At 34.4% G+C, this 26259-nt stretch carries 34 protein-coding genes and 3 pseudogenes; 12 read left to right on the top strand and 25 right to left on the bottom strand.

Annotation, left to right across the window (positions count from 1 at the left end):
- Positions 1-9 precede the first annotated feature (9 nt).
- From AB9L17_RS11180 to AB9L17_RS11170, 3 genes are all read left to right on the top strand, one after another.
- The gene (locus tag AB9L17_RS11180; protein ID WP_068986713.1) at positions 10-315 is read left to right on the top strand and encodes a PadR family transcriptional regulator; all 306 of its coding nucleotides are present in this window, start codon (positions 10-12) and stop codon (positions 313-315) included.
- Between the two features lie 14 nt (positions 316-329).
- Positions 330-755, top strand: coding sequence for a hypothetical protein (locus tag AB9L17_RS11175; RefSeq protein ID WP_375200618.1), 426 nt, complete (start codon positions 330-332; stop codon positions 753-755).
- 217 nt (positions 756-972) lie between these two features.
- Positions 973-1257, top strand: coding sequence for a hypothetical protein (locus AB9L17_RS11170; RefSeq protein ID WP_068986711.1), 285 nt, complete (start codon positions 973-975; stop codon positions 1255-1257).
- A 46-nt stretch (positions 1258-1303) separates the two neighbouring features.
- Here the strand turns inward: AB9L17_RS11170 and AB9L17_RS11165 are convergent, their stop codons facing one another.
- From AB9L17_RS11165 to AB9L17_RS11155, 3 genes are all read right to left on the bottom strand, one after another.
- Complete coding sequence (locus AB9L17_RS11165) at positions 1304-1801, bottom strand: GNAT family N-acetyltransferase (RefSeq protein ID WP_068986710.1); 498 nt, start codon at positions 1799-1801, stop codon at positions 1304-1306.
- A 231-nt stretch (positions 1802-2032) separates the two neighbouring features.
- Positions 2033-2584: a peptidase MA family metallohydrolase gene (locus AB9L17_RS11160; RefSeq protein ID WP_375200617.1), complete on the bottom strand. Its 552-nt coding sequence runs from the start codon at positions 2582-2584 to the stop codon at positions 2033-2035.
- 103 nt (positions 2585-2687) lie between these two features.
- Complete coding sequence (locus AB9L17_RS11155) at positions 2688-3470, bottom strand: alpha/beta fold hydrolase (protein WP_375200783.1); 783 nt, start codon at positions 3468-3470, stop codon at positions 2688-2690.
- A gap of 180 nt (positions 3471-3650) precedes the next feature.
- Here AB9L17_RS11155 and AB9L17_RS11150 point away from each other — a divergent pair, with 180 nt between their 5' ends.
- Positions 3651-4868: a helix-turn-helix domain-containing protein gene (locus AB9L17_RS11150; protein ID WP_375200616.1), complete on the top strand. Its 1218-nt coding sequence runs from the start codon at positions 3651-3653 to the stop codon at positions 4866-4868.
- 95 nt (positions 4869-4963) lie between these two features.
- Here AB9L17_RS11150 and AB9L17_RS11145 read toward each other — a convergent pair whose 3' ends face one another.
- Positions 4964-5251 (bottom strand): hypothetical protein, encoded by a 288-nt coding sequence (locus AB9L17_RS11145; RefSeq protein WP_375200615.1) that lies wholly within the window; start codon positions 5249-5251, stop codon positions 4964-4966.
- Between the two features lie 139 nt (positions 5252-5390).
- Between AB9L17_RS11145 and AB9L17_RS11140 the strand changes: the two genes are divergently transcribed.
- Positions 5391-5729, top strand: coding sequence for a hypothetical protein (locus tag AB9L17_RS11140; RefSeq protein ID WP_068986707.1), 339 nt, complete (start codon positions 5391-5393; stop codon positions 5727-5729).
- A gap of 365 nt (positions 5730-6094) precedes the next feature.
- On the opposite strand, the gene AB9L17_RS11135 is transcribed toward AB9L17_RS11140, so the two are convergent.
- From AB9L17_RS11135 to AB9L17_RS11120, 4 genes are all read right to left on the bottom strand, one after another.
- Positions 6095-6532, bottom strand: a complete 438-nt coding sequence (locus AB9L17_RS11135) for a hypothetical protein (RefSeq protein WP_223556736.1) — start codon at positions 6530-6532, stop codon at positions 6095-6097.
- A 119-nt stretch (positions 6533-6651) separates the two neighbouring features.
- A complete protein-coding gene (locus AB9L17_RS11130) occupies positions 6652-7188 on the bottom strand; it encodes a uridine kinase (RefSeq protein WP_223556738.1) in 537 nt (178 codons plus the stop codon).
- 171 nt (positions 7189-7359) lie between these two features.
- On the bottom strand, positions 7360-7542 hold the full coding sequence (locus AB9L17_RS11125) for a hypothetical protein (protein ID WP_223556789.1): 183 nt from the start codon (positions 7540-7542) through the stop codon (positions 7360-7362).
- A 337-nt stretch (positions 7543-7879) separates the two neighbouring features.
- Positions 7880-8473: a TetR/AcrR family transcriptional regulator gene (locus AB9L17_RS11120; protein WP_068986704.1), complete on the bottom strand. Its 594-nt coding sequence runs from the start codon at positions 8471-8473 to the stop codon at positions 7880-7882.
- Positions 8474-8594: 121 nt separating this feature from the next.
- Here AB9L17_RS11120 and AB9L17_RS11115 point away from each other — a divergent pair, with 121 nt between their 5' ends.
- From AB9L17_RS11115 to AB9L17_RS11105, 3 genes are all read left to right on the top strand, one after another.
- Entirely contained in the window at positions 8595-9800 is a 1206-nt protein-coding gene (locus AB9L17_RS11115) for a serine hydrolase domain-containing protein (RefSeq protein WP_223556740.1), read from the top strand.
- Positions 9801-9911: 111 nt separating this feature from the next.
- Positions 9912-10316 carry a VOC family protein gene (locus AB9L17_RS11110; protein ID WP_375200614.1) on the top strand — a complete coding sequence of 135 codons (405 nt, stop codon included), beginning with the start codon at positions 9912-9914 and terminating at the stop codon, positions 10314-10316.
- A gap of 311 nt (positions 10317-10627) precedes the next feature.
- Complete coding sequence (locus AB9L17_RS11105; protein WP_068986702.1) at positions 10628-11785, top strand: Ger(x)C family spore germination protein; 1158 nt, start codon at positions 10628-10630, stop codon at positions 11783-11785.
- Between the two features lie 91 nt (positions 11786-11876).
- Here AB9L17_RS11105 and AB9L17_RS11100 read toward each other — a convergent pair.
- Positions 11877-12011 (bottom strand): annotated as a pseudogene (locus AB9L17_RS11100) (YfzA family protein); the annotation flags it as partial.
- 85 nt (positions 12012-12096) lie between these two features.
- Between AB9L17_RS11100 and AB9L17_RS11095 the strand changes: the two are divergent.
- A complete protein-coding gene (locus AB9L17_RS11095; RefSeq protein ID WP_375200836.1) occupies positions 12097-12228 on the top strand; it encodes a hypothetical protein in 132 nt (43 codons plus the stop codon).
- A 49-nt stretch (positions 12229-12277) separates the two neighbouring features.
- On the opposite strand, the pseudogene AB9L17_RS11090 reads toward AB9L17_RS11095, so the two are convergent.
- From AB9L17_RS11090 to AB9L17_RS11080, 3 genes and pseudogenes are all read right to left on the bottom strand, one after another.
- Positions 12278-12340: pseudogene (locus tag AB9L17_RS11090) on the bottom strand (hypothetical protein); the annotation flags it as partial.
- Positions 12341-12613: 273 nt separating this feature from the next.
- Positions 12614-13330 carry an MBL fold metallo-hydrolase gene (locus AB9L17_RS11085; protein WP_375200613.1) on the bottom strand — a complete coding sequence of 239 codons (717 nt, stop codon included), beginning with the start codon at positions 13328-13330 and terminating at the stop codon, positions 12614-12616.
- A gap of 115 nt (positions 13331-13445) precedes the next feature.
- On the bottom strand, positions 13446-13973 hold the full coding sequence (locus tag AB9L17_RS11080) for an AAA family ATPase (protein WP_068986699.1): 528 nt from the start codon (positions 13971-13973) through the stop codon (positions 13446-13448).
- 336 nt (positions 13974-14309) lie between these two features.
- Between AB9L17_RS11080 and AB9L17_RS11075 the strand changes: the two genes are divergently transcribed.
- The 3 genes from AB9L17_RS11075 to AB9L17_RS11065 all read left to right on the top strand — a co-directional run bounded on the left by AB9L17_RS11075 (position 14310) and on the right by AB9L17_RS11065 (position 15496).
- Positions 14310-14480 carry a hypothetical protein gene (locus tag AB9L17_RS11075; protein WP_223556751.1) on the top strand — a complete coding sequence of 57 codons (171 nt, stop codon included), beginning with the start codon at positions 14310-14312 and terminating at the stop codon, positions 14478-14480.
- Between the two features lie 111 nt (positions 14481-14591).
- Positions 14592-14819 carry a hypothetical protein gene (locus AB9L17_RS11070; protein WP_317853409.1) on the top strand — a complete coding sequence of 76 codons (228 nt, stop codon included), beginning with the start codon at positions 14592-14594 and terminating at the stop codon, positions 14817-14819.
- Positions 14765-15496: a DUF4261 domain-containing protein gene (locus AB9L17_RS11065; RefSeq protein WP_375200612.1), complete on the top strand. Its 732-nt coding sequence runs from the start codon at positions 14765-14767 to the stop codon at positions 15494-15496. The genes AB9L17_RS11070 and AB9L17_RS11065 overlap by 55 nt, the downstream gene beginning before the upstream one ends.
- A 607-nt stretch (positions 15497-16103) precedes the next feature.
- Here the strand turns inward: AB9L17_RS11065 and AB9L17_RS11060 are convergent.
- The 13 genes and pseudogenes from AB9L17_RS11060 to AB9L17_RS11000 all read right to left on the bottom strand — a co-directional run bounded on the left by AB9L17_RS11060 (position 16104) and on the right by AB9L17_RS11000 (position 26190).
- Positions 16104-16856, bottom strand: coding sequence for an alpha/beta fold hydrolase (locus AB9L17_RS11060; protein ID WP_375200611.1), 753 nt, complete (start codon positions 16854-16856; stop codon positions 16104-16106).
- Positions 16857-17075: 219 nt separating this feature from the next.
- Complete coding sequence (locus tag AB9L17_RS11055) at positions 17076-17654, bottom strand: GNAT family N-acetyltransferase (RefSeq protein WP_068986697.1); 579 nt, start codon at positions 17652-17654, stop codon at positions 17076-17078.
- A 16-nt stretch (positions 17655-17670) separates the two neighbouring features.
- Positions 17671-18114 (bottom strand): GNAT family N-acetyltransferase, encoded by a 444-nt coding sequence (locus tag AB9L17_RS11050; RefSeq protein WP_068986696.1) that lies wholly within the window; start codon positions 18112-18114, stop codon positions 17671-17673.
- 58 nt (positions 18115-18172) lie between these two features.
- A complete protein-coding gene (locus AB9L17_RS11045; protein ID WP_375200610.1) occupies positions 18173-18376 on the bottom strand; it encodes a hypothetical protein in 204 nt (67 codons plus the stop codon).
- 345 nt (positions 18377-18721) lie between these two features.
- Positions 18722-19174 carry an NUDIX hydrolase gene (locus tag AB9L17_RS11040; protein WP_375200609.1) on the bottom strand — a complete coding sequence of 151 codons (453 nt, stop codon included), beginning with the start codon at positions 19172-19174 and terminating at the stop codon, positions 18722-18724.
- 174 nt (positions 19175-19348) lie between these two features.
- Positions 19349-20389, bottom strand: coding sequence for a phosphotransferase (locus tag AB9L17_RS11035; RefSeq protein WP_375200608.1), 1041 nt, complete (start codon positions 20387-20389; stop codon positions 19349-19351).
- Positions 20390-20635: 246 nt separating this feature from the next.
- On the bottom strand, positions 20636-20821 hold the full coding sequence (locus AB9L17_RS11030; protein ID WP_375200607.1) for an MGMT family protein: 186 nt from the start codon (positions 20819-20821) through the stop codon (positions 20636-20638).
- Between the two features lie 234 nt (positions 20822-21055).
- A complete protein-coding gene (locus AB9L17_RS11025; RefSeq protein ID WP_375200606.1) occupies positions 21056-22705 on the bottom strand; it encodes an S-layer homology domain-containing protein in 1650 nt (549 codons plus the stop codon).
- Positions 22699-23241, bottom strand: a complete 543-nt coding sequence (locus AB9L17_RS11020; RefSeq protein WP_375200605.1) for a hypothetical protein — start codon at positions 23239-23241, stop codon at positions 22699-22701. Before AB9L17_RS11020 ends, AB9L17_RS11025 begins: the two co-directional genes overlap by 7 nt.
- Before the next feature lie 472 nt (positions 23242-23713).
- Positions 23714-24184 carry a peptide-methionine (S)-S-oxide reductase gene (locus AB9L17_RS11015; RefSeq protein WP_375200604.1) on the bottom strand — a complete coding sequence of 157 codons (471 nt, stop codon included), beginning with the start codon at positions 24182-24184 and terminating at the stop codon, positions 23714-23716.
- Positions 24185-24488: 304 nt separating this feature from the next.
- A pseudogene (locus tag AB9L17_RS11010) lies at positions 24489-24984 on the bottom strand (CcdC family protein).
- A 188-nt stretch (positions 24985-25172) separates the two neighbouring features.
- Positions 25173-25694 (bottom strand): hypothetical protein, encoded by a 522-nt coding sequence (locus AB9L17_RS11005; RefSeq protein ID WP_375200782.1) that lies wholly within the window; start codon positions 25692-25694, stop codon positions 25173-25175.
- A gap of 133 nt (positions 25695-25827) precedes the next feature.
- Positions 25828-26190 (bottom strand): hypothetical protein, encoded by a 363-nt coding sequence (locus tag AB9L17_RS11000; RefSeq protein ID WP_068985422.1) that lies wholly within the window; start codon positions 26188-26190, stop codon positions 25828-25830.
- Between the last annotated feature and the right edge of the window lie 69 nt (positions 26191-26259).

Here is a 26259-nt window from a genome sequence, read left to right as displayed (position 1 = left end):
AGGTATTGTATGAAGAAAAAAGATAGATTTTCAGAGCCTTCATTGTTTATTTTGATTAGTCTGGCAGAAAAAGATTGTCATGGCTATGCTATTATGGAGGATATTGAAAAAAATTACAGTATTAAGTTAGGTGCTGGAACTTTATACGGCGCGATTACACGTTTAGAAAAAGCCGGCTATATTCAAGTGCTTGAATCAGATGATCGTAAAAAACCATACAGGCTAACAGATGCAGGTCGTGAATATTTAAGCAACCAAATTAAAGAAATCCAAGCAATAACTACACTCGGCGCAAAAAGGCTTGGGCTTATATGAAGTGGTTCGTTTACTTGTATCCAAAAAGTTGGAGACAACGATATGGCGATGAAATTATTGATTTATTAGAACAGCAAGATTGGACATTTTTTATGACTATCGATTTACTGAGGGGTATAATTGATGCTTGGAAAATCGAATTGAATGAACGAGAAGTTTTTGGCATTCGCATGAGCAATTTACTATGGCTTGTCGGTTTGATTAATATACTTATTATTCTACAATACAGATCATTACAGGAGGTTATTTTAATGGAACAAGTTGCGTTAATTATTGCTATGGTATCGTTTTTCTTAGCAGTATCAATTTTCATTGTGAACCTTTTTAAAGCTGGTTTTCGAAATGCTCTTTCAATCAAAACTAAGCTTTCAAAAATGGCTGTCGGATTTATGGGCTTATATGGATTAACTTTTATCGTATTTTTGGTATTAGCAAATTAACTAACGTATGAAAATAAAATTAATTTTCAGAATTAAAGAATCCCTTTTGATTTTTTTCAAAAAGGATTCTTTTTATTAGTCTTTGTTTGGGTTCATTAGATTGTAAGTGCTCCTTTTTTATTGTGTACCTAAGTAAAGTAATCAAAACCATGAAATTTTGTCAGATTATTTTTTCAAGCATACTATACATCAATAAAAGGATTGATTGGAGGCAATGATGATTAGCAACAAGAAAATTGCATCGACCACTATTGTGCTGACAATTTTACTTATTCTTGGTATCACCTACAATTATTTTTTCAATCAATCACCCATTCAAATTGAACGCTTAGGGAATTTAGGGATTTGGCTAGCATTCTCTTTATCAATAATCAATATAGTACTGAGTTTAAAGCTACTAAAAAATAAGACGGGCAAATTTAGTACCTATGTCGCTTTTATGATTGCTGTGGTTATTTTAATCATTGCTTTGTTTTCATTATTTCATTGGAGCTCTCCATAAAAAACAAACAACTCCAATGGCTAAAAAGCTATTGGAGTTGTTCACGCTAAAGAAATAAAACCATATAATCCTCATCAAAGTATTGTTGACCTATTTTCATTGCCCTCTTCTCTGTTCCAAAAACCTCAAACCCTAAAGAAGAATACAGTCTTTTTGCTGAAGCATTCGTTGACACAACCGTTAAATTAAGCTGCTCAACACCCTTTAACTCCCTCGCTTTGTTAATTGCTTCAATCATTAAATGTTTGCCAACGCCAAGTCCACGCATTCTTGGAGTAACATAAACAGCCAAGATGCTTGCCTTATGCTGTAACTTAAGCTTACTTTCCTGAACTAACGTCGTAACGCCCACTAATTCTTCATGATCAAATACCCCAAACGTAAAGGAACCCTGAGATTCAAACCTGTTGGCATACAGCTCAATTTGATCATTCTTTTCCTCCTCAAAGCTAGAACCAAATGCCTCAGGATTATTTTGTAATCCTTCTAATCTTAAATTCCGATAGGCCTCAGCATCCGCCACAGTTAAAAGTCTACAATTCATTCGTTGCCCTCCTACGATACTTTTCATTTTTATCGACAATTACCAATAGTATTTTATCCCGCATTAACGGGCAGTAGGACTCCCATCTCAAATTCAGCCAATAAGTTAGGTGCGAGTCTTACTACCCGTAAAAGCTCGATTGATGAATACTACTAATCATCGGGATCAAAAAAATACACGGATTACAGTTTCTCTTTATGTACTTTCCTAAAGGGATTTCTCCAAAATGGATTATTCCTTTGTAAAATATTTTGGATCAATTTGAATAATAACAGAATTAACTTTGTAAAAATATCCCACTTCAGATTTTTCTTCATATGTTAACCCCGTTTGATTATTAATAAAAACTAACCAATCATTTTCTAACTCACCCACACTTTTTCCATATACGTCCTCTATTTTTTCGACCAAATCCTTTTCGTTGTATATCTGTTCAAACTTTTCTATTCCATAGGTATCAATTAAATATTTAATAAAAGAAGCTGAATGCGTATAGCTCATCCATCTAAGGGTGTTCAGCTGTTCTGGATTTGTAAGGTCTGGGCGAAAATAAGAGTCGTCTTGATTCGGATCGATCAACTTGCTAATTGGAATTAATTTGTTCGAATCCATAAAATACTTCATAAACTGATGGGAACTTGTCTTCGTTTTCCCATAGATTTCTTCCATATAATCAGCAAAACCCTCTTGCGTAAAATAGCCACTGCTTCTATCAAAATTGTTGCCATAACCAAGTACGGAATGTGTTAGTTCATGGACAAGTGGATATTGATTTTCCTTCATGTCAAATATCCTCATAGGCATGAAGGAGTTCATCTTTTTCATTCCTCCTACTCTTTTTGAGTGTTAATGTTTTATGATTTTTTAGTAATTCTTCAAATTGTGTTTATAAACGACATTCACTATCCCCAAAGTACTGCTTGTCAACTTTCACTCTACTTAAAATATCTCTTAATATACTAACAACAACGTCTGGTTGATCAATATGTATCGCATGCCCAGCATCTTCAACGATAATGTGTTGCTTATTAGTTGACAAGTTTGCAAGCTCTTCCTGAAATTTCATCCAAATAGCCATAGATTCTTTTGTGTGAAAAGGCTGTAGACCGCCTGTAACGACAATCAATGGAATATTTCCAAAAGATTTATTTCGTACTTGCTCTAAACTTTCTTCAACTTCATGAAGAGATCCTTCCAAAGTAAATTGATTATAATACGATTCCTGAACTTCTTTTGTAAATAAAGGAGGCAGTATTTTATTTTGATCCTCATGAGATGAATCTAAAAGAACTACTCCTGCGACTTCCTCTGGATATGTACTTGCAAATAATCTTATATTTAATCCTCCTAATGAATGGCCCACTAATACATAAGGAGGCTTTACCTCAGCTTTTTTTAGTAATATACGTAAGTTCTCGACACTTTGTCTACAATGTCGTGGTCGATCATCCATTCCACTTTTTCCGATTCCTGCTCTGTCATAAATAAACATTCTTGAGAACTTTGACACTTCATCTTTAATCGAATTCCAGTTTTCTAAAGTAACTCCATACCCTGAATCAAAAACTAAAGTTGGACCTTCATGATGCTCCCCTAACAATTCATAGTATAATTCAATGCCACCTATATTTAATTTTTTTCCTGCTTCATTTTCAATAAATTCACTCATATGTAGTCCCTCAATTTCTATTTTGATTTTATAAAAACCCACTTCTATCCTACTTTTGTAATTTCTAAGTCAAAGAAGTTCAATTAAATTGAACTTAATGGTAACATGTAACAATTGTCTTTTCAAGCTGAAGTTTAATATAATTGAACTTGCAAATTGAATTTCAAGGGATGTTAGAACATGAATGAGTTAGGACAACGAATCAAAAAATTAAGAGTAGAAAAAGGTATGACACTTGTAGAACTAGCAGGTGATAAAATGTCAAAAGGAATGTTGAGTATGATTGAAAACGGGCGCGCAAACCCTTCAATGGACAGTTTAAAATTTATAGCGTGCCAGTTAGGCTATGACCCTCAATATTTATTAGGAAACCCTACTCCTGATGAGCTAAAAAATTTGTTTAATAAAATAGAGGAAGCGTTTGAAAAAAATAATGATGAACAGATAATTAGTTTGACTCAAGACATTTTTGACCGACAGTTTCCCATTTCATTAGAATCTGCTAGGATATTAGAAATTTCAGGGAGGACAGTTATGAAGTCAGATCAAAACAATGGAGAAATGTTGATAGATCGGGCAGTAACAATCTATGATCGGTTATCTCTTTATAGTCACAGTTTGGCAGCTAAAGTATACGTAGTAGAATACCATGCGAAAAATGGTGAGTATCATAATGCCCTGAAAATGTTACAAAATGTAAGAAAAGAGTATGATGAAAAAGCAACAGTGATTGATATGCTCGTTGAATTAGAGGCGAATTACGTTGAAATGGTCTTACTTTTCGGGATAGGTGAATATATAGCTGGGAAGGATAAGCTTCATCAATTAATTGCAATGTCTAAGAAGAAAATGGTCTATTATAAGATGGATAATATTTTCCGGATTGCAGCGTTCCAAGCCCTTCTTCATGACAACGAAAAAGATTATGCTTATTTTATAAAGAAGTCAGAACAGTTTGCGGTTTTTAGCGAAAATGATAAGTCCTTGGCTTTCACTTTGTTACTTCAAGCTCATTATTACAATCAAATACCAAAAGATTATGATCAAGCTCTTGGTTATTTAGATAAATTTACTACGGTATTAAAAGGGAATATTGGAAGTGATTTTTACTTTCTTGAAAAAGGAAAAGCTTTATTAGGAAAAGGACAGCTAACTGAAGCCTTAGAAGCATTTGAGAAGTTTAAGATGCCTAGCTCCAATAGTTACCCGCTTGAACTATGTATTCTTTACACTGCGTATTCTTATAGAGCCATCTGTCTTATGCAACTAGGGAAAGCAGAAGAAGCACTTTTTTATGCGCAGAAAGCAGCTAGCAAAATAGATTCACTACCCCAAACGCATTACCAAGATTTTATTAAAAATACCATTGAACTAGTAAATAAGAATTTTTCAAAATAAAAACGGAAAGTGCTTGTTTGTTCTTTTTAGAATATTCCAGAACAAAAATTCTTACCTTATTGAAAGAGACCTGGTAATCACTATTATCTGGCTCATCACTTAGTTGATTGGAGTGGAGACTGGCCGACTGCTTGGGGATTAGCGATAGAGGAACAAAGGCTAAAAACATCACGTCCTGTGATAACGCCTTCGTGACCAACATCGTGCTGCTGTCGCTTCGCTTTCGCGCAAAAAACATCGTGCTGCTGTCGCTTCGCTTTCGCGCAAAAAACATCTGTTGGCCCAAGCGGCTCATCGGACGCCCGCAGGAAGCTCTGTGCGAAAGCGTAGTGTAACGTAGCGTCAGCAAATGTTTTATCTGTGTGAAAGCGAAGCGACAGCAACGACAAAGCGCCCAGTCGGAACGGAAATCAACCACACGTTATGGTGATGATCCTATTATCTGTGAAATCTGGGCTTTAGTTCTATCTGCTACAACCTTAGACATACCAAAGGAAGGTAACTATACGAGGAGGATAAATTGTGAAGCGATTATTAATTTCATTGATTACGCTAGCTTTTCTAATAGGAATGGGATACTTTTATTTTACATATTTAGATAGAAACTATTATTTTTTAAATGATATGTATGATTTCCCTGTTCCTAAAAGTGCTGAATTAGAAAGCGAAAATGAAGTTGGTAAACACTATATTTGGTCAAAGGCTAGTGGTGATAATGGTATTCCATTGAGTTATAGATTGATGATTAAGAAAAATGGTTGGCGAGAGATTGAGCGTGAAGGAGAGATTGTAAAGTATACAAAAGGAAAGTTCACGATTTATTTACATTCCTCAACGGATTACATTGGTATTATGAAATAGAAGTGTATTAGTTGTATTAATCAACATTTAAAAAGCCGAAAAAGAGCCACAGATTTTTTTCCATCTGTAGCTCTGATTTCTATCATTAAAAGTATTAAGTATCAAATAATGTACCGCTCAGTGCTGCTAAATGGTTTTGTTTTGATCATTACTGCACTTATCATAATTTCTTTTACAGTGATTGCGATAGCTTTTATTGTTGCATGGGTATTTGTGGCCAGCAAAGGAACTAGTAAAACGAATCGAGGAACTTGAAAGAAGTAAGTCATCCTATTAACAATACAAACTGAGGTAATACGATGGACAATTTACCGCCGATGCTATTGTGAAGTGTAAAATAAAAGACCTCTAATTCGGTCCAATAATTATTTGAGATCAGCCAATTTTTCACCAGTAAGTATTTCAAATAGTTCTCCTGACTTCTTCTTGTCTAATTGACTATACTTACTTTGAGCATCTATTACGAGTTCCACCTTATCTTTATTTGGACTTATCCAAAGTTCATATAACACCGCTTTTGCTTCTATTTCTGGATTATTAAATTGAAAATAAAATATGTAATCTGCAGGATGTGCCATATCTACTTTTGCATTTTCCCAATCAATATCATCTAGTATTTTTTGCACCTTTTGAACTTGCTCATGATCCGTGATTTCTTTGAAGTCTTCATAATTATTTTCATCACCAATACGCATTTGAACTTCTATCATTTGCTCTTCATTTCTTACATCTGAACAACCTGCAATAAAAATCATAATTAACCCCAGAATAGTAATTAAATTTTTTGAATTTTTCAAGGACATCTCTCCCCTTTATAATTAAAAAAATCCAAAACATCAGGCTCAATTCAATTGAGTACTCGGACAGTAAGATCGTTAACCTTAATTCCAACAACAATCTTTTAACACCACAGCCTTTTTAGTTAAAATTCACCTGCTATCAAACTAACTATTTTCTGAACAATAGCTTCTAGCGATAATTTACCGTCTATTATATAATCACAATTCGGTTTTACAGATTTTTCAGCTTCTAAATAGGCATTTCTACCACTATCTAAATAATGCTCACATTCATCTAAAGCATCGGTTATCGAATTTGAATCCCTAATTATTCTTCTCGCCAGAGCGATATCTAGCGGTGTATCGACATAAAAAGATGTATCTATGAATCCTTTTAATTGATGATTGAGATATGAAAATGGATAGTCCAAAATGATATATTCTACATTAGCGTCCTTTTGAAATTCTTTTATATCCCTTACCAAAGGACTTATATCCCATTCATCATAATCCGCTCCTTGCTCAACCCATTCACATATATCATCGGGTCCTTCCAAATCATAATCATCAAAATGAAGTGACTCTGCATTCTTCAGTAGTTTTGTGAGTTCTTTAGCAATGGTTGTTTTTCCTCCACCAGATATTGCTGCAATAGATATAATTTTTTGCTTCTTCCCCATTTTCTCCCTCCCCAATTCATTATGTTTAGTTTTACACATTTAAATATTTACTGCAATATCTTAAGATAATGAAGAAAATCCTCAAAGTACTTGAAGTCAATTTTTTTCACTTCTAAATTAAAATACCACAACCCAAAGATTGTGGTAGAAAATTTTATGCGGTCTATCTTATTATTTATTACGTCTTGAGGAAGTGTTTTCGTTGCATTGTTTTTCTTTACTTGAATTGTTCTTTTGCTCTTTTGTCATATCATTTTCTTCACGTACATCTAAATCATCTGGGCTTAAATCTGATCCAAGTTCTACTTGATCTAGTTCAAGGTTATTACGCTTTTCTTTAGTCAAAATTATCACCTCCGATTTATAAATTATCCATTTTGGTGTCATTTATACACGTTATTTCCTCGGTAATAAGCTATTCTGCTATTATTTAAGCAGATCCTCATCACTCATGAGACTTTTATGATGACTGAAATTTTAATCAATAAATTTCTTCAATAAGAAAAATAAATCAGATACACCTTGTTTAAAAAGTAGTGAGCACTGGTCATTTGTCTTGATTAGTTGTTCCTTCCATTCAACTATTTTACTTGATCAATTATGCCTCGGCATAATTGCATCAGGAATCGGCTTTGTACTTATGCCTGCACGATGCAGGCCAGTTAGCCGTTATCGCATAGATGCGATGATTTTAGGAAGAAGTTAAATCATTTGATAAACATTCAATCATTTTTTTTATGGTCTTTAAAAACGTTTGTTCCCCAATCTCTTGTCGATGTAAAGGTAAAAGCATCATTATTCGAAAAAGGCCAATTAAAATTTCAGGATCTTCTTCTGTAACCCCTTTTTCTTGTAGAAATTTAACAAACTGTAATGAACTCTCTAAATCCTCCTTGGCATGGCCATCGATAAGTTCTTTCGGGAGTCTCTTAACTATTCGCTCATACTCTCCTCTTTGATAAAGACTTTGGAAAAATTCATTTTCCTCAATAGCTTTAAAGGAGATGTCAAAAAATCTCATTAAAAGTTCCTTTGGTGGTAAAGATTCACTCATGACCTCAGCAATGATGTTATTTTTTATTTCTTCTTCCCTTCGTAACACCGCGTAAAATAATTCTTCTTTTGTTGGATAATATGAATAAAAAGAACCTTTTGCAATTCCGCAAGCATTTACAATGTCATCAATACTTGTTTTCGAAAATCCGTACTGAATAAATAATTCTTTACTCTTGCTGAGAAGTGTTTCATGTATTTGCTTTCTCTGTTCAGCTGAAATTCTTGCCATTCTAACGCACCTCTTTATTTGACTATTTATTGTTTTTTAGTCATTTATCTGTTAAGTTAATTTTATTAAATTTATTCTTTTTTGTAAAGAGATGGAGATTATATCAGGAGGAGAAAACAATATGAGAACAAAAAATAGTATTCCCATTCATGGTTTTGTGGCACCGGGTTTTGAATTAGTGAAGGATGAGTTTATTAAGAATTTTACAGACCGAGGAGAACTTGGAGCTGCCTTTTCTGTGTATATTAATAACGAACCTGTCGTTGATTTATGGGGCGGATATCGAGATCGAAAAACTTCTGCACAATGGGAGAAAGACACATTAGTTCAAGTGTTTTCAGCTACAAAAGGATTTGCTGCATTAGCTTTAAGTCTAGCTCATTCAAAAGGTTACATTAACTATGATGAGACCGTGTGTACATATTGGCCAGAATTCGCTCAGAATGGTAAAGAGAAAATTACAGTTAGACAGCTACTTGCACATCAAGCTGGTTTATCCACTCTCGATGAACTTAAAATTGAAAATATAGAAGACCTAGATACTTCACGTCTATCACCTTCCCTTGCTGCATGTAAACCAGATTGGGAAGTCGGAAAATTTCATGGGTATCATGCATGGACTATAGGAACTTTAATTTCTGAACTTATTAAAAGAACGGATCCAAAAGGACGTACTCTAAAAGATTTTTTTAACGAAGAAATAGCAGAACCGCTCAATGCTGAATTTTATATTGGTTTGCCTTCAGAAGTCTCAAAAGATAGAATGACAACGATTGAAGGGATAAATCATCCTATCCAATTACTTAAGGGGCTAACTAAATTGCCACCTAAAATGTTACTTGGATTTTTAAATGCTAAGTCACTAGTAGCTCGAAGTTTAGTTGACCCTAAAAAGTTTGTTGCGAATGATAATTTTAATCATCGTCCTATACTATCTATTGAATTCCCTTCAGGTAATGGCGTTGGACAAGTAAAAGCGATGGCAAAAATTTATGGTGCATTTGCAAGTGGAGCGAAAATACTAGGATTAAATTCTTCCACTATGAATGAATTAAGAAAGAGCGCCACTCCCCCAACAGAAGGTTTTTATGACCATGTAAATTGTATAAACATCGCTTACGCTTTAGGGTTTTGGAAACACTTTTCGGATATGCCATTTGGTCGAAGTGAGAGCTCTTTTGGACATCCTGGAGCTGGAGGCTCATTCTGCTTTGCTGATCCAGATGAGGGGTTAGGTTATGCTTACGCAATGAATAAGCATGGCTTTGGCATGGCTAATGAACCAAGAGAACTGGCTCTAAGGAATGCATTATACAGTTGTCTTTAAAGATAAATAAGAATATGATGGAATTCGTATGCCACTTTATTGCTATCTTAGCCTAATCGATATGCATTCTGATTATCGTAAAATTTTTAAATAAAAGGGAGATTTAAATTTATGGTTGAAAAATATGTGCATCACATATGTATACAAACTAATACATATGCTGAGTCTGTAAATTTTTATACGGAAGTATTAGGATTTGAACTTGTACAAGAGTCACCAAATTTCCACGATAGACATTTTAACACTTGGTTAAAGCTCGGAACCTTTTATATTGAACTCCAAACGGGAAAATATAATGAAGTACTTGAGGCATGCAATTCAAATGGTCAAGGCATTGTCCATTTCTGTTTATGGGTTGACAATCTTAGTGATGAGGTAGATCGACTGAAGGATATGGATGTGAATTTTATCTACAAAAAAGGTAACATTATTTATAAGGTTGAAAATGGTCAGCTATGTAAGTTAAAAGCACCCGAAGGAACCATAATAGAAATTCGCGATCATAAAGGAATTTAAAGTGTAGACTACTAATCAGCGGGGGTTTTTTTCATCCCCCCTGAATTTTTGATTTCCGTTCCAAGCTACTCGCCCACTGGAAGCGAATAGCTTGGAACGGAAATTACCTTTATTAGAGTGCCACAACATGCAGCAAAAATCCCTTGTCCATTTTCGAACACTAGGATTGAGTCCTGATCTTTTGTTTCATAGTTTTCCAATGTTTTTCTCTACTTATAATCCTTTCATTTTTTGTCTAAGCTTAAACTGAATCAAACAAACCACTTTGCTCCTCCTAATTACACAAGAATTGCTAAAAGTAGGGATCAAACATGAAGAAAAAAATTGCATTAATAGTAAGTTTAACAGTTGTACTATTGCTTTCTGGATGTTGGGATGTCTCTGAACCTCAAAGAATGTACTATGTTGACGGTATTGGTATCGATTTTAAAGATGGTCAATATGAAGTATTTATGCAAATCATCAACTTTGCTAATGTTGCTAAATCTGAATCGCCTGCTCCTCAAACTGCACAGGCAGAGATTGGATTTGCTAAAGGAAAAACGATGGAAGAAGCCTTTTTCAAATTGTATCGTTCGATCGACCAAAAAGTTTTTTGGGGACATATGACCTACCTTATTTTCTCTGAGGATGCTTTGAAAAGTGAAAATGCGATTTCCGTTATTGACAGTTTTTTGCGTCATCGGGAAACAAGATACCAAATATTGACTTATTGTACGCAGGACCCTATTAAAGATATTCTTCTAGTGACACCGTTATTAAATAAATCAATCACAGCTTCAAAATTAAGTAATCCATTGCATACAAAAGAGTTAGAAACATTTGTAGAGCCCGTTGATTTACGCAACCTTGTTATCAAATTAAATGAACCGAGTCATGAAGTGAATATTCCATTCGTGACAATTAATAAAAACTGGGAAGATACAAACGAACCTACAGAGGAAACTGCCTTAACGGGTGTTGGCGTATTTTCTAAGGATGGTTTTAAAGGCTTCGTTAAGAATGAGGCCGCCAAAGGGGTTCAATGGATGCAAAATAAAAAAGCTCGAGGAGACGTAACCTTTAAATTAGACAGTAAAGAAAGAGATTACTTAACAGTTGATTTAGAAAAATTAAGTACAGACATTAAACCAATTATAAAAAACAATGATGTAAAATTTGAAGTAGATGTTAAATTTAATGCAATCATCAATGGTTTTAAAGGAAAAATAACCTCTGATGAAATAAGAAAAGGCATTATTGCGGCAGTTAAAAAAGATATAAAAACAACCTATGAAGAGGGATTAAAATTAGATGCTGATATTTACCGCTTATCGGAGCATTTATATCGAAAAGACGTAAAAACGTGGAAAAAATTAGAGAAAAATGGCAAGATTCCATTGACAGCAGATTCGCTTAGTAAATTAAACGTTACCGTCAATAAAGTAAATCCGGGTCGAAAATCATTTGACGAAACAATTAAAGAATAGCTATTTCAATAACATCCCTCAAATATTTTGACGATTTGAGGGATGTTCGCTATTTCTTCACTTTTTTCGGTATTCACAACGTCTGGTCGTTTTATTCTCTAGAAAAGATCTCTTTTACGGCACCTATTAGAGCACTTGGAAGTAGTGTAATGGCAAAGAATGCGGTGAATAGATTAAATTGGGGTGTGTTATATGGAGTAAACCATTCCACAAAAAGTTCTGAATTGGCTCATCACCAAAAGTTGTGGATGACATTTGTTAAAACGTATGCTTTGTATATTAGTTGATTGGAGTGGAGACTGGGCGACTCCTTGGGGATTAGCGTCACAGATGAGACCCTGGAGCGAGCAACGCGAGTGAAGCGGCTCATCGGACGCCCCCAGGAAAGCGCCCAGTCGGAACGGAAATCAACCACACGTTATGGTGATGATCCTCTGAATTAGAAATTCTACCAAATAATGTTCCTTCGTTAAATGTTCTGAACAGTGGCCATGAATAAGTTTCACAAAGGAAAAAGAATAAAAGCAACGCGAGAAATGCTCCCAGAGTTTTCATCCAATTTCGATTTCGAATAGGACGATCTTTTTTTATTATATCTGCCATTATGACTAGCTCCCCTTCTAATTTATTTGAATACTACAAAACCCTTTAAACACATATTGTATATACACTATATAAACAATATACACTACAGTATATAGTTCATCAATAGCTAAATTTACAAAATTTAGATATAGACATACTAAAAAACCAAGTTCAACATTAATTGAAACTTGGTCATATATGCTTTTTCCTTATCTTGAATTACGTCATCGTTAGTACCAATAACTAAAATTCATTCTTCACAACATTAAATCCTAACATTTCCGCTTCTTGACGCTCAAAACCTTCATCTAAATGCATACACCAAAATTTCGAGCGTAATTCATGACGAACTAATTCACTAAGTTTTCGTAATGACAAATGAACATTGCCATCATAATCTGCTTTACAAGTATCTACATATACATAATCATATAGCTTACTCGATTCAGGATTTACTAAAGCAGATTTTAGGCTATTCGTATCTCCGGTGTAATAAATATGCTTGTTATCAATATTTATTTCAATTGAATAAGAAGGGATCTCTTCGACATGACTAGATTTCTCGAATAGCACTTTACAGAAATTAAGTGTGTACTGTGTATCGGCATGTAATTTTTTTGTTAAGCAATGAATATCAGGGATGATGCCATTGATGGCCAGTAGTTCATTAATTTTCACATCATCGACGTAATAAACAGTCACTTTTGGAATTGCAAATTCTCCATGACAATAATAGCTATAAAAAATTAAATCAGCTAGGCTCCCTACATGGTCTGCATGCGTATGAGTGACCAATACATGGATGTGCTCGATCCCTTTTAGAATACTATTTTCCTTAATACGGTGAAAAATATTGCTTCCACAATCAATTAGCAACATTTGATTCCCTACTTTGTAATAAGCAGAATTGTTCCCTAATTTCGTATTAAATGCACTTCCTGAGCCGATAAATTTCAACATCAAGTAATCTCTCCATTTCTGTATACAACTACTTCTTTGCATTAATGCAATTTTACCGGTATAACGCTCGCAAATCTTCTTCTGTAGGCTCGTTACTTGCTTGGATGTCCTCTATTTAAATATTTAACTTTTCTTTTATCTTATGAACAATGACATTGATATCAACTTTTTCTGTGTCTATATACTCTCTAAAATCATATTTATTGTAGGCTTCCAAGCATTTATCAGTTTGTTGAAAACACCAGTTTCCTTCTTCTTCTCCACGTAGTCTTAACCTTTCGTAAATTGTCTCTTTACTTGCACTCAAACAAAAATGATATGTTTGTTCATCAATACTTTTGAATCCGTTGTGAATGAAATGAAAGTATTCTATTTTCCGAATAGTCATGGGCACTATTAGATTCATTTTATAGTTAGAAATTAAACGTCTCGCTACATCCACGGTTAATTCTTTCCATAAATCTAAATCTTGAAAGTCCCCTGTACAGGCTTCATTTCTTTTTATATCCTCTGGAATAACATTTCTTAACATACAACCTATCTCTTCAGGGTCATAAATCATACTATTTTTAATGTCGTTTTGAAGCATATTTGCAATAGTGGTTTTCCCCACACCAAATGCTCCATTTATCATGATAATCATTACACAATCTCCTCTTATTTATTAATATATGTATAAACTGAAAAACTCCCAAAAAGCGGTGTTTGGGGAGCTCACCAGTAGATTTACATATCAGTATTACTAATTTATCCTACCTTGTTAGCTTATAACTGAATAATCAGATGCTTTATTCTAGCATAACACATTTACAAATATTGGTGTTATATGAATCTGTATAACGACCAACTCTTAAGTGGCCCTAAAAAAGTGATAAATCATTTTATATAAAAAATGGCTCATCACCAAAAGTTGTGGATGACATTTGTTAAAACATATACTATATAAATAAGTTGATTGGAGTGGAGGCTGGGTGACTCCTTGGGGATCAGCGTCACAGATGAGACCCTGGAGCGAGCAACGCGAGTGAAGCGGCTCATCGGACGCCCCCAGGAAAGCGCCCAGTCGGAACGGAAATCAACTACACGTTTTGGCGATGAACCTAAAAAATTGAAAGATGTAAAACATATGGAAACTCGCAATTGGCAATGATAGGGAAAAAGTATGATGGGCGGTTGGTAATCTTTCGTGTACTCTTGATGAAGTTGATGAACACATCTATATATGATTAAGAAAACAATACAGAATGAAGGAGAGTGCCTTATGAATGAAATCATAGAGCAGGAGAAAGACTTCGGATTTGCTAGAGTTTACGCTATTGAACTGCTGTTTAAAGAAAAGCCAGTAGTGGACCGCGAACTACTCTACAGCAAGATAGAACAATACATGGGGAAAACAGATCGACCACAAAATGAAAAGAGTGGGCCGCTGGCAGTATGGGAGCCTATGAGCAACATGAGAAAGGTGAAATGCTTCACTTCTTTCATTTGAATTATATGGTGAAATATGCGAAAGGAGAATTGCCCGCACAAACAACGCTTACTGGCAAGAATGTAGGTCCGATATCTGATTACGAAGCCGCTTTGCAGCAAAGTTGGCATTGGAAGGAAGCACGCCAAACGTTGCAAGAGTGTAGTCACGCGTTGTTACTTGTCGATATGATGGCATCTGGACTGGAGCCCCAAAAAAGATTGGAACTACATACGAATGTTCTTCGTGCAATAGTGGAAACGGTCCCTTGCGCTGCGATTTATTTTAGAGAAAGCAATAAGTTGGTCGAGCCATCCGTGTTTTTAGCTGCAATTGATGCGGGCGAAATGTTGTATGGAGCAATGAACATTCGATTCTACAATGTTGAGGGTACTGGCAGTGAACGCCAGGAAGGTCTCATGGATTCCATTGGGCTTGCGGCACTAGGGATTCCTGATGTGCAATGCCACTTCTATGATATGGATACCAATGAGGTTGCAGACTGCTTGACTAACTTTGCTTATTATTTGTTTAATCAAGGTGATATTATTACAGATGGAGAAACGATCGGTTTTACAGAGGAGATGCGTTGGCGCTGCGAGCATCAATATGCATTGGCTGTTCCGCACCGCATAGTCATTGATCTTGATCCCGGTGAGGGAAACTATGCAGGTCACCAGGGTGGTTCTGAAAAATAGTTGCTCCTTTGGGTATGTAGTGATGTAGATCCTTTCAATCCAACCAAAAGTGCGGAGCCTAATTTCAACGGTTTTAATCCTTTAGTACTTGTTTTATCAAAATTTGTTTTTAATGCTTAGATTTTATTAATGATGCCACTACTTAGATCATCGTGGTTATCATATGTTATCAAGATCTAAATCGAAAAAATCAGAGATGCTACATATTTATACATGGCTCATATGTAGCATCCCTTTTATTGTTTCACAATCGCGCCCTTTAATGGAATAACAAAGATATGGGCGTATTTCTAAAATCGCTTATAGCTTGTTGAACTAACGCAGCCGTTCGTTTAATAGGGTATATGGAATTATTGGATTATATATGTATCAATTTCTCTTAAACGATTTTATAATTCGGATTTATTAATATTAATCTTTATCGCCTCTTAAAATAGATATATTTACATAAGGTTCAACTTCAAAAACATAGCCATCACTTAATTTAGGCTCAGGATCACCGTTATATCGCAACATTAAAGTTTCCTCTTCTGCTCACCTTAACGAAGTTGGTATTATTCCTGCACAATTATTTTCAAATCCTCCATAAGTTTCAACCTTATATCGCTCACTTTCCCATCCCCTTTAACATTAATAAAATCTCTTCTATTACAATATCAGGTTCATCATGATGTATATAATGTCCACTACGACTTGCAATCCGGAACTTACTTGACGTTGACAGCCATTGGAATTCTGCTTGTAGACTTTGTTCAATTTCTAATATTTCTTGAGAGGGCCATCCATCTTCACCATTGTCGGGTAAACCTCTTGTAATAATTGAGAGAGGGATGTCACTTTGTTTTGAATAATCAACAATTTGCTTATAACTCTGTATTTTATCAACTTTCTCACAATTTAACATAGGATTCTCGAAATATTCCCTATTTCCTGCAAGTAGATTTTCTGGTAGAACCTTTTCATAGGCAAGTTCTTTATATTCTGGTGCAGCGTCAACCAAAACCATACCACAGATGTCCCGCGGATAAAGACTGGTATACAATCTGGCGACCAACCCACCAAAGGAATGGCCTACTAATATATAAGGCTTCTCCACGTCAAGCGCTTGCAACAATTCGGAGAGCTCCTCGACAAGATCATAGCAAGTTCGCGGGACAGCTACGTCTTGACTCCTGCCAATACCCGCCCTGTCATAGGACAGGGTTGATGTTTCATCTGATATTCGGTCTTGGACCTTTTTCCATGTTTCGTGGCTATCGCCTAACCCTGCAATAAAGATTACGCTTGGTGTATTTCGATATTTATTGAACAGTATACGCCTATCATAGAAATTAAATATCTTTTTATGTTGTATAGTCACCTTTAATCACCCAATTAAATTATAAGCTTTACATTATTATTTCTACAATAAAAAAGGGTCGTTTATGCAGCTCAGTAATATTTCGCCAAAGCCCCCAATAGTTTAAGTACATTTATTCACAAACTTAAATATTTCAGAACATTACGTCTACTTATCGTTAGTAAGAGAGCGTCTCCCTTGTTGCAGAAAAACTCCCACTAGTTGAAAATTTCAATAGCCTTAGTGATTATTTTCACTTTTCCAATCATCTTTGTTAAGCATGTAATGAGAATGAGTTCGCTCTTCAATTTCAATATTTCCATTAAAGCGAAAGCCGCATTTTTGAATTACTTTTTTTGAGCTTAAATTGTGGGGCACAACAACTGTATTAAGATGTTCTACATCTGTATGGTTAAACAAATATTGTATCAATCCTTTTACTGCTTTTGTTGTGTATCCACGATTTCTGTAATGTTTTGAAATAGCATAAGCTATTTCCCGGTTTGGTTCACATAGCTCTTCTTTAATACCTGTATTGCAGAAACCTATGAATTCACCAGTTTCCTTTAATACAATTCCTAATTTCAAACAATTTTGACCACTGATATTAGGCAGGGCAGACAAAAATTCTTTATTTGATGGTATCTCATAATTTGTAACCCAGATCAATCGTTGTTCTCTTGTCGAATGCCAATCAGGCAGAAATTCATAAACTTCAGGTTGGGATGTAAGTTCATAAATGGCATCAACATCTTCAACTCTAAACTCTCTCAGTAATATTTCACCACAGTCAATTGTAAATAAATCGTCCCTATCCATCCGATCCTTCCCCTTCTTATTCTATTAGATTAAATTTATTTAAATCTTTTTTTAAATAGTAATGCTTATAATCTCTACCGACGTTATCCAAAATCCCAAACACTTGATATCCATTTTTTTCGTAAAAACCTAACGCTTGAAAACTTAACGTATCTACCTTTATGAAATCACATTCTTTTTCTAAAGCTATCTTTTCAAGCTCTTTTAATAATCTCGTTCCAGTTCCCGATTTTCGTATATCTTCATCTATGATAAAGGTGTGAATTTCTAACCAATTCCAACACACTTCAGCAAGTATACCGCCACGTACAATGCTGTTTTCGTCTTTAATAATTAAATTGATTTCTTCGTATCGACCTCTTAAATCTACTGGAAAATGCTCTAAATTAAACCTATAAAGCTCATCATTAATTTTCCGTTTATCCTCTTTATTTATTTCTTTCGTAATATACAAACTCACTATTCATTTCTCCTTTTTTATTATTCTTTTTATAAGTGTTGATTTGATTATAAGCGGATTACCTTACCTGAAAAAACCTCATAGTTGTTTCATAAAAGAAAATAAGCCAATGCGGCGCTGGTATCCCGTGAGCATTCAACATATGAGCGTCTGCGAAGCATCTAAGGTTAGTAGTTTCTATAAAGTCTTGCTGGTTTTCTCCAACTTCAAGTGCTATTACTTCATCTATGTTATCCCCGGTTATCTTTCGTAATTCAATCATTTTTTATCTCCTCTCCTAAGTCAGGCCACTTCCACACATGGCCTAAAACATTCCAAATATCATTTGCATAATTCTCCAGGGTACACAAAATATTTCCCAATGCTAACTCTTTTTCCCCTGTAATTTCTAATCCTTGCTCCAAAATGGCCCGATCGTTGAACAAGAAACTCGATTATCTCCATCCACACAAACTATAAATTCGATCACTTAAAAATATTGTATAGTCAAATACACACCGGGTTAACATAACGCCACTTTACGGAAGTATTTAGCTTCATAATAAAAAGGCTGCCTATTCTTCAACTAAAGCACCCCGTTAACTTAAATATTTTCTTTCACAAACTTTTACTTGGTGTTAATTCGATTTAATAATCTTTTGTTCAATTCCCATAACGCCGTTTTATTGCTATCCCATTTCAAAAGCGTTATCGCCTCTTCATAACATAACCATTTGTAGTTGAGGTGCTCTTTTGATAAAGATAACTCTTTTGTAGGAACTTTAACTCCAAAAGAATATTCTTTTAATACATAAATGTCTTCTCCCCAAAGGAAGTCCCCAACTACATCTTCTACTGGTAGTGAAGACATAGATTCTAATTCAATATATGGATAATCTCTTGTAATACCAGCCTCTTCAAATGCTTCTCGTTTAGCTGATTCAATAGTAGTTTCACCCTCTTCTCCACCACCAGCTAAACCCTGCCAATATTCATAATCACTTCTCTCAAAAATTGCATATTCAATAGAATTGTCAGTGATTATATAAGGAAATACCAAAACTTGATAAGGTGCCCTCATTGCTTATCTCACACTCCTAAAAAAACATTTTTAAAAATTTCTTCCTTTATTCCACCAACTACCTATGTTAGCTCAACAAGAAAAGCTGCATTTGACTTCGGTAGCTTGATCTTAAACTCTTTCAACCGTTAGTTGAAGAAGCGGGATAAATAGTTAAGTTTCTTTTCACACTTCTTATATTAGTTTATAAGCAGCACTATCAATCACAACACGAATTAAGCTGTTGAACAATTTTTGTTGAGAAGAATTTTGCCAATCCTCTTCATACTCAGCCATTAACCACATTACTTCATCGAGAAAGACGTGCTGCTTCGCCTTGTCCCAAAAACCTTTTTCATGATCGGTTAAAACAATATATTCTTTGTAGCCTGATAAAAATAATGTCCATTCATCTATTGTAAAAATCTGGTCTGGGGCTTCTTCATGCTCATTATGAAAAAGTAGTAATGCCAGAGCTAAGTCAAAGATTCTTGGTATCCAAGCAGCATTATCCGGGTCAATTAGATACGGTTCTGGGATTAAAACCAAATTATTTGCTTTAAAATCATGCGGCGTAGCAACATGAGGTAATCCTGCATGGTAGAGTGCCTGTTGACTTGCAACACTTTCTAGTAACTTTGTTTTTAACCCTGTATCAATTTCAACTCCAGCGTTGTCTGCATGTTGTATAATTGCTTCCATACTTGCTTCTACTTCTTGTTCATTAAAATCATAAACATCGTAGTCAAGAAGATTATAGGCATTTGAAGAAGGTGAAAAACTATGTATTTGTCCTAACAACTTTCCAGCTTCATAGATTTCTTTTTTTTCACCTGAGTATTTCTTGCCTTCTATATATGGATAAACAACAAAATTTGTATCCTCATACTTTTGTGGGTTATCTACTTGTAACTTAACTGGTGTTACAACATTTATCCCTTTATCTTTTAGCATAGTAATATATGACATGACATTCTTTGCTCTTTTATGCGTCCGTTTTACAACAACATCCTTATCACCATATTTTACTCGGTATACTGGTGAATATGGATAAATGCTTTTAGGCTCTTCATTAACTTCAAATCCAAATATAGTTAAAATCTCTTTTCCATTCATCATTTTTAACCACCTATTAATTTTTTCTAAAGCATCCGGTTGCAGTGGATTAAAAGCATGAAAGCTGCAAGATAAGCTCTCAGGTAACCCTTTTAAAATATCCACCTTACATTTTAACATAAATATCCAATTCATTTATTAAATGGACCGATTGTTGAATATATGTTAGATAACATTATACAACTAACCTGCGCCGTTAGTTGTATAAGAAAAAGATGGGATCTCTGTGGAATCCCATCTTGAAGTAAAGCACTCCGTTTGTTTAAGTGTATTTTTTCACATAGAACGTATATTTATTAGCATCTAACGAAATGAATCTTACAAAGTAAACGAAGTCCCAGTTCATACATTATTTTGTTTTTCATGCTAGAGTAGCCATTCCTTCCTCCGTAAACCACTTGCAGATCCTACTACTCTGACAGCTTTTTCTTTGCCGATTTCCAACGCTAAATCCTTATAGGAATATGTTTTTGCATATGGAATACGAGATAAAGTACTCCATACTGCTTGTTGAAAGTCTGAAGTTTGATTAAAAGTAATTCTAAAAGTCATGTTTTTTATTAAATGAAAAGAAAACATTTTGAACAAAGATTGATCAAAATGCTTCCTCTTCTGATAATTTGAGGTACAGTTTTTATAAAAAAGTTTGATTATTTTTTAGTAGCTCTTCTTCAATTAAAGCACCCCTATAGTTTAATTAAAAACCTCAAAATCTCTTATGATTTGGACGGTTCAAATCGGATAAAAGGCGCATTAGGAAACGTTGATTTCCAAATGCGCCTTTTTTTATTTAGTAATTGTTCGTGCTAAAAATAAAGAGAAGTGTTGGCGTGTTAATGGTTGATTCGGTTTAAAATAGCCATTTTCGCCCGTTGTAATACGGTATTGAGCTAAAATTTGTACGTATTCATAGTACCAATTCGCTTTTGACACGTCTTTAAAGGTAATCGGGGCACTTGTTTTTGGTTCTAGATTGTAAGCCTTTACTAAAATCTTCGCCATTTGTGCTCGAGTGATTGTGCCATTTGGATTAAAACCATTCGGGTTTTCGTCGATAATGCCGCCACTGACAAGCTTTTGTATATTCGTATAATTTGGATGCGTTATAGGAACATCTGGGAATGCATATGGGTCTAACATTATCGGAATATCAGGTGCATTCGCACGAGCAATCATTGCTGCAACGTGCTCACGTTTCATTGGATTTGTTGGTTTAAATGTATTATCTTCATAGCCTGTAATTATGCCTAGGCGACGAATATTCATAATTTCTTTATAATACATGTGTGTTTTTGGCACATCTTTAAAATCAGTTAATACATCTTTAAATAAAAGGGTATATTCCCCCCCACTCATTGCAGTAGCTTTTACATAATACGTTCCTTTCTTTAATTCCTTCCCATTGCTTTGTTTACTATTCCTCCCTTCCCAAATTACGTTATTGAAAGCATCAAGTATTTGTATGTTTATTGTACTTACTTGAAGAGGATCCATTATCCAAGAAATAGTTTTTGTTTTATCGATTGTAAATGTGTAATAATCAACATCATGACGCTCATCAAAATAGCCATACATCATGTTATTGAAGTGAACAGGGGAAGCGTTACTCCTTGTGTCGTTCTCTTCTTGTTCTGCATAGTCACTCTTTGTCGTTACTTGAATTGTATATGGATTGGATTCAAATGTAGTTATCCCCACATAGTAAGTACCTTTGCCTAGACCTATTGAATACGTTAGTTCGCTTATTTCTTCCCCACGGTTCAATTCACCAACACAGTGACCGTTTGCATCAAAAACCGATAATAATGTAGTTGTCGAAGCGTCTAAATCAATATGGACTACTTGGTAACCTTCTTTTTCTACATTTAATTTATAAACATTATATTGTCCTTCTCTTCCGGGTGAAATAGCACGCAATGGTGTATTGAAGGGAAGTAACTGTGCAGTTTGTTCTGAATTGTTATCTTCAATGTTTGGATAGTCATTTGCTTCAAAAGACAGTGTAAGTGCATATTTTTCATTATCCGATTTGGGTACGACCTTTAAATAATAATTGCCAGGTGCTAAGCCCATTTGGAATGATTTCTTACTGCTAAATTTAAATAATTCTTTGCCACTTTTATTATAGACATAAAAGTCATATTCTTTGTAGAAGTCTTGGCTATCTTTTTGTAAATCAATGTTAGCAAATCCTAGTTTGGGTACAGAAAATGCAAACATATCTTCATCCAAGTAGTGGTTATCGCTCGCAATTATTTGTTTGTTTAATGGTAGAGCTGTTGCTGTCTCAATTGTATTATTGAATTCGAATTCACTGTTTTTTGGAGCATCTGAAAACGAATATGTAAATTCGTAGTTATTGCCTTTGGCTTCGATAAAGTAAGTACCTTTTTTAATCGGAACTGTTAAATTACCCTTTTGGCCATAGCTTAACAATTTATTTTCGTCGCTGTATGTAGGTATTGATCTTCTTGTGAAGTGATTTTGTAATAGTCTACGCCAGGGCCTAAACTTGTTGTACCTTTAATGGTTGTATTTGCAGGAATTTCTGGAACTTTAGACGATATTCTATCATTCGGCTCAACGTCGTATGTGTGACCCGCAGTAAATCTTGTTGTAAAAGCGAAGGAGGCTTCAGGGATGCGTTCCTCAGTACTGATACGCAGTTTATATGTTCCTGCCCTTACACCGTATGTTGCAGAAAGACCATCTAAGCCAATCGATCCCCTATCTACAAAAAAATATAATTGATTACCATACAGTTCAAATTCCGGATACATTTTGTTTTGAGCACCTTCAAAATCAATCGTTAAAAAACCAAGCTCTGGAATTGTAATATCGTATGTAAGCCATTGATTTTGTTTTGCCGTTCCAGAGATTTTTTCGTCAAGCGAAATCGATGCAGCATCAGCCGATGTAGCGAATATGGTACTAAGAACAGCCACGAGTAAATAAGCGTGAATTTTTTTCATAATATACCTCCAAAAACCTAAATATATCAAAATCTTAACATAATATAAGGGTTTTTGAATTGGTAAAAAATGGTTGTTCGTTTTGGATAGTATGAAAAACCGCATATTCTCAAATGATTAGATGGATTATTAAGTAGGATTTGTCTCATCCTAAATGTTTTCGCCTTCCGCGGGGGTACGTGGCCTGTAGTTTAGTAACGGTGCTATGTTTGAAAAAGGAATAGTCAACTGAGTTTAAAAAATAATCTTTAGCATATATATCCATTGAATTTATTGGATGTTGTTAAAGTAAATGCCTCGTTAGTTGAATAAGAAAAAGATGGGATCTCTGTGGAATCCCATCTTGAAGTAAAGCACTCCGTTTGTTTAAGAAGAACAGCGAAGCTTATTAAATAATCGCGCCCGATCGTTGAAAATGATTAAACAGATCTGTTCCCCTTATTATCCATAAATCATCTTTTAATAATCTCTCTTACTTATACCTACTTAATATTTCTTTCGGAATATGACAATAATCATTTGGACATCTAGCTAACCTATCTTGATGTTCTTCTGCACTTCTTACATAGTTTGTAAGAGGTAATACTTCAACAACTATAAGGTCGTAATCATTTCTCTCACCGAGAAACGCCTTCGCCTCTTTTAAGTGTTCATGCTTTTCACTATATACTCCTGTTCTGTATTTCTCGCCAACATCCTGTCCTTGTTTATTCAAACTGTATGGATCAATGATTTCAAAAAAATATCCCATTAATTCCCTGATTGTTACAACTGTCGGATCAAATCCTGTTTTTACACATTCAGCGTACCCATCATAATCACCCTCAAGTGTATGACTTGTTCCATTAGCTCTTCCCGCTTCTGTAAACTTAACTCCAGGTAGAGTTTTTATAAAAGCTTGTACTCCCCATAAACATCCACCTGCAAAATATACTACTTCCATATTGACTCTCCTCTTTGTTTAAAAGATAAAAAATTCCTACCAAGTAAATAGGAGGGAAAAATGTGATTACTAAGACAACAACACATTAATTAATGACAAATTTTATTATTCCACATTATGGCCCGTTTGTTGAACACAAGTTAAAAACACTATTCAACTAAACTGCGTCATTAGTTCAATAAGAAAAAAAAGCTGCCTATGCCACTCAATAATCTTCAAGTAATGCACCCATTAGTATAAGTGGATTTATTCATAAACTTATGCTTCTTATTTCATTTTTGGGGTATTAGAGATATACGAAGTTCTACAAACTGACCACATTTTTTTGTTTAAGAACCTTTTTATATTTTATATAGCAAGCTATTCTCCAAGGAATTAAATAACAAATAATAAGTAAGTAAATTAGCATATTGAGTGTCCCTGGTTCGATAGAAGAAATATGTTGTCGAAAATAATAACGTAAAGCAATCATAATGGAGAAAGTAATTATAATAGCAGAACTTTTCTTAGCATAAATTAAACCATCATTTCGTATTTCATAATCTGACCATAAAATAAGAGGAATCGAAAAACCCACTCCTAAAAAAATTGCTATAGATAATTGCTATAGATAATTGAAGGTATGTGACGTGCCCAGAAGCGTTCAGAAAAAGTGAAAACCCTGGTGTTAAAAATAGAAGAGGAAAAATTAATCGCCCTCCTCTGCCTTTGGTTGGTTTGTACATAGAACGGATTCTACGAACTAAAATGAGCAATCCAATAATTAGAAACATAGAAGTATCTGGTATTGCAGTTTGCATAAAAACCTCCCTGAATTACGTTTTTTTAATATTTCTATTATTGCATAAATTTAAATAAAAACCATGTTTTTCCTTATACAACTAAATTGCCCAGTTAGTCTAAAAAGAAAATGGCTCTACCTCTTATTGAAGTAAAGCCTGCGTTAGTTTAAGTACATTTTTTCACAATCTTAGTAGTCTTAATAATTCTAAGCGTATATCCCCCATTCAAACAAAAAATAGTGGCTATCAGATTGTCCGAATATGCACTCATGAACATATCCTTTTTGTATTTGTATTGTTTCGATATGATTTAATCTAATTAAAAGTTCTTTAACAACTGATTCGGGTACATTCTCATCAGCTAAATCCCTTTTAAATTTACTTATAAAATCTCCTTTTACTGACCCTATACAAACACATTTTCTTGGATAATATTCATTAATCCAGAAATTTTTTAGTGCTGTTAGCCATTGTTCATCTGAAGAGTCTGGTTCATCACAGGTATCCCATTCTTCTCCATCATACAATTGCTTTTTAAATATTGCAGAAAATGCCTCTTGAATATTATCAAATTGACCTTTTCTGGTGAATAATAAGTCTACTTGCATTGCAGATTTATCTCTAAATTCATATACATCAAATGATAGATTTGACAATTGAACATTTGCAATTTGTCTGGAAAACAAATTGAAATCACCAAACAATTCTTGAATTTCACTTCTCAAAATAAATCTTCCACCCATCTTTCTGAAGCCTTTATTTTTTGATTGTTGATTTTCAACTAACCTGCACCGTTAGCACAAGAAGCGATTGCTCTAATCGAACAATCACCTCTTAGCTTACATGTATGTATTGACAAAATTAAACACCAAAATGAATCAACCATCTATCTTCTTTTATTGCTTCAGCTATTTTTTTCATCAATTTTTCAAGTTCTTCTGATTTGTACTCGTCGTTTGCTTCACTAACAATATTTAAAAATTGTTTATGAGAACTCGGTGGTATCAATGTTATTCCAAAATAGGCGAGGTTTTTATAAGGTCTATTTGTGTTATGTGCAAATGTATCTAGGCGATGCATTTTTTTACCAAAATCCTTAGACATAAGTTCATCAAAAAGGTCCCCATCTACACCTATGCAATTATATTTTTCAGGTTCGTAACCAACATACTTTTTATTTTTTTCTATACATTCAACTATTCCAAACTCGTGAATATAAGCCAAATTAACACATCTCCTAAGTCTTCAATTTGTATCGGCTATTTTTTCATACAACTCCCTTTATGAGCCTCT

This window comes from Lysinibacillus sp. RS11, from assembly GCF_042019215.1.
GTDB classification, from domain to species: domain Bacteria; phylum Bacillota; class Bacilli; order Bacillales_A; family Planococcaceae; genus Lysinibacillus; species Lysinibacillus xylanilyticus_A.
Note: the sequence above shows the minus strand (reverse complement) of the source record. Positions and strands in the feature narration are given on the sequence as shown.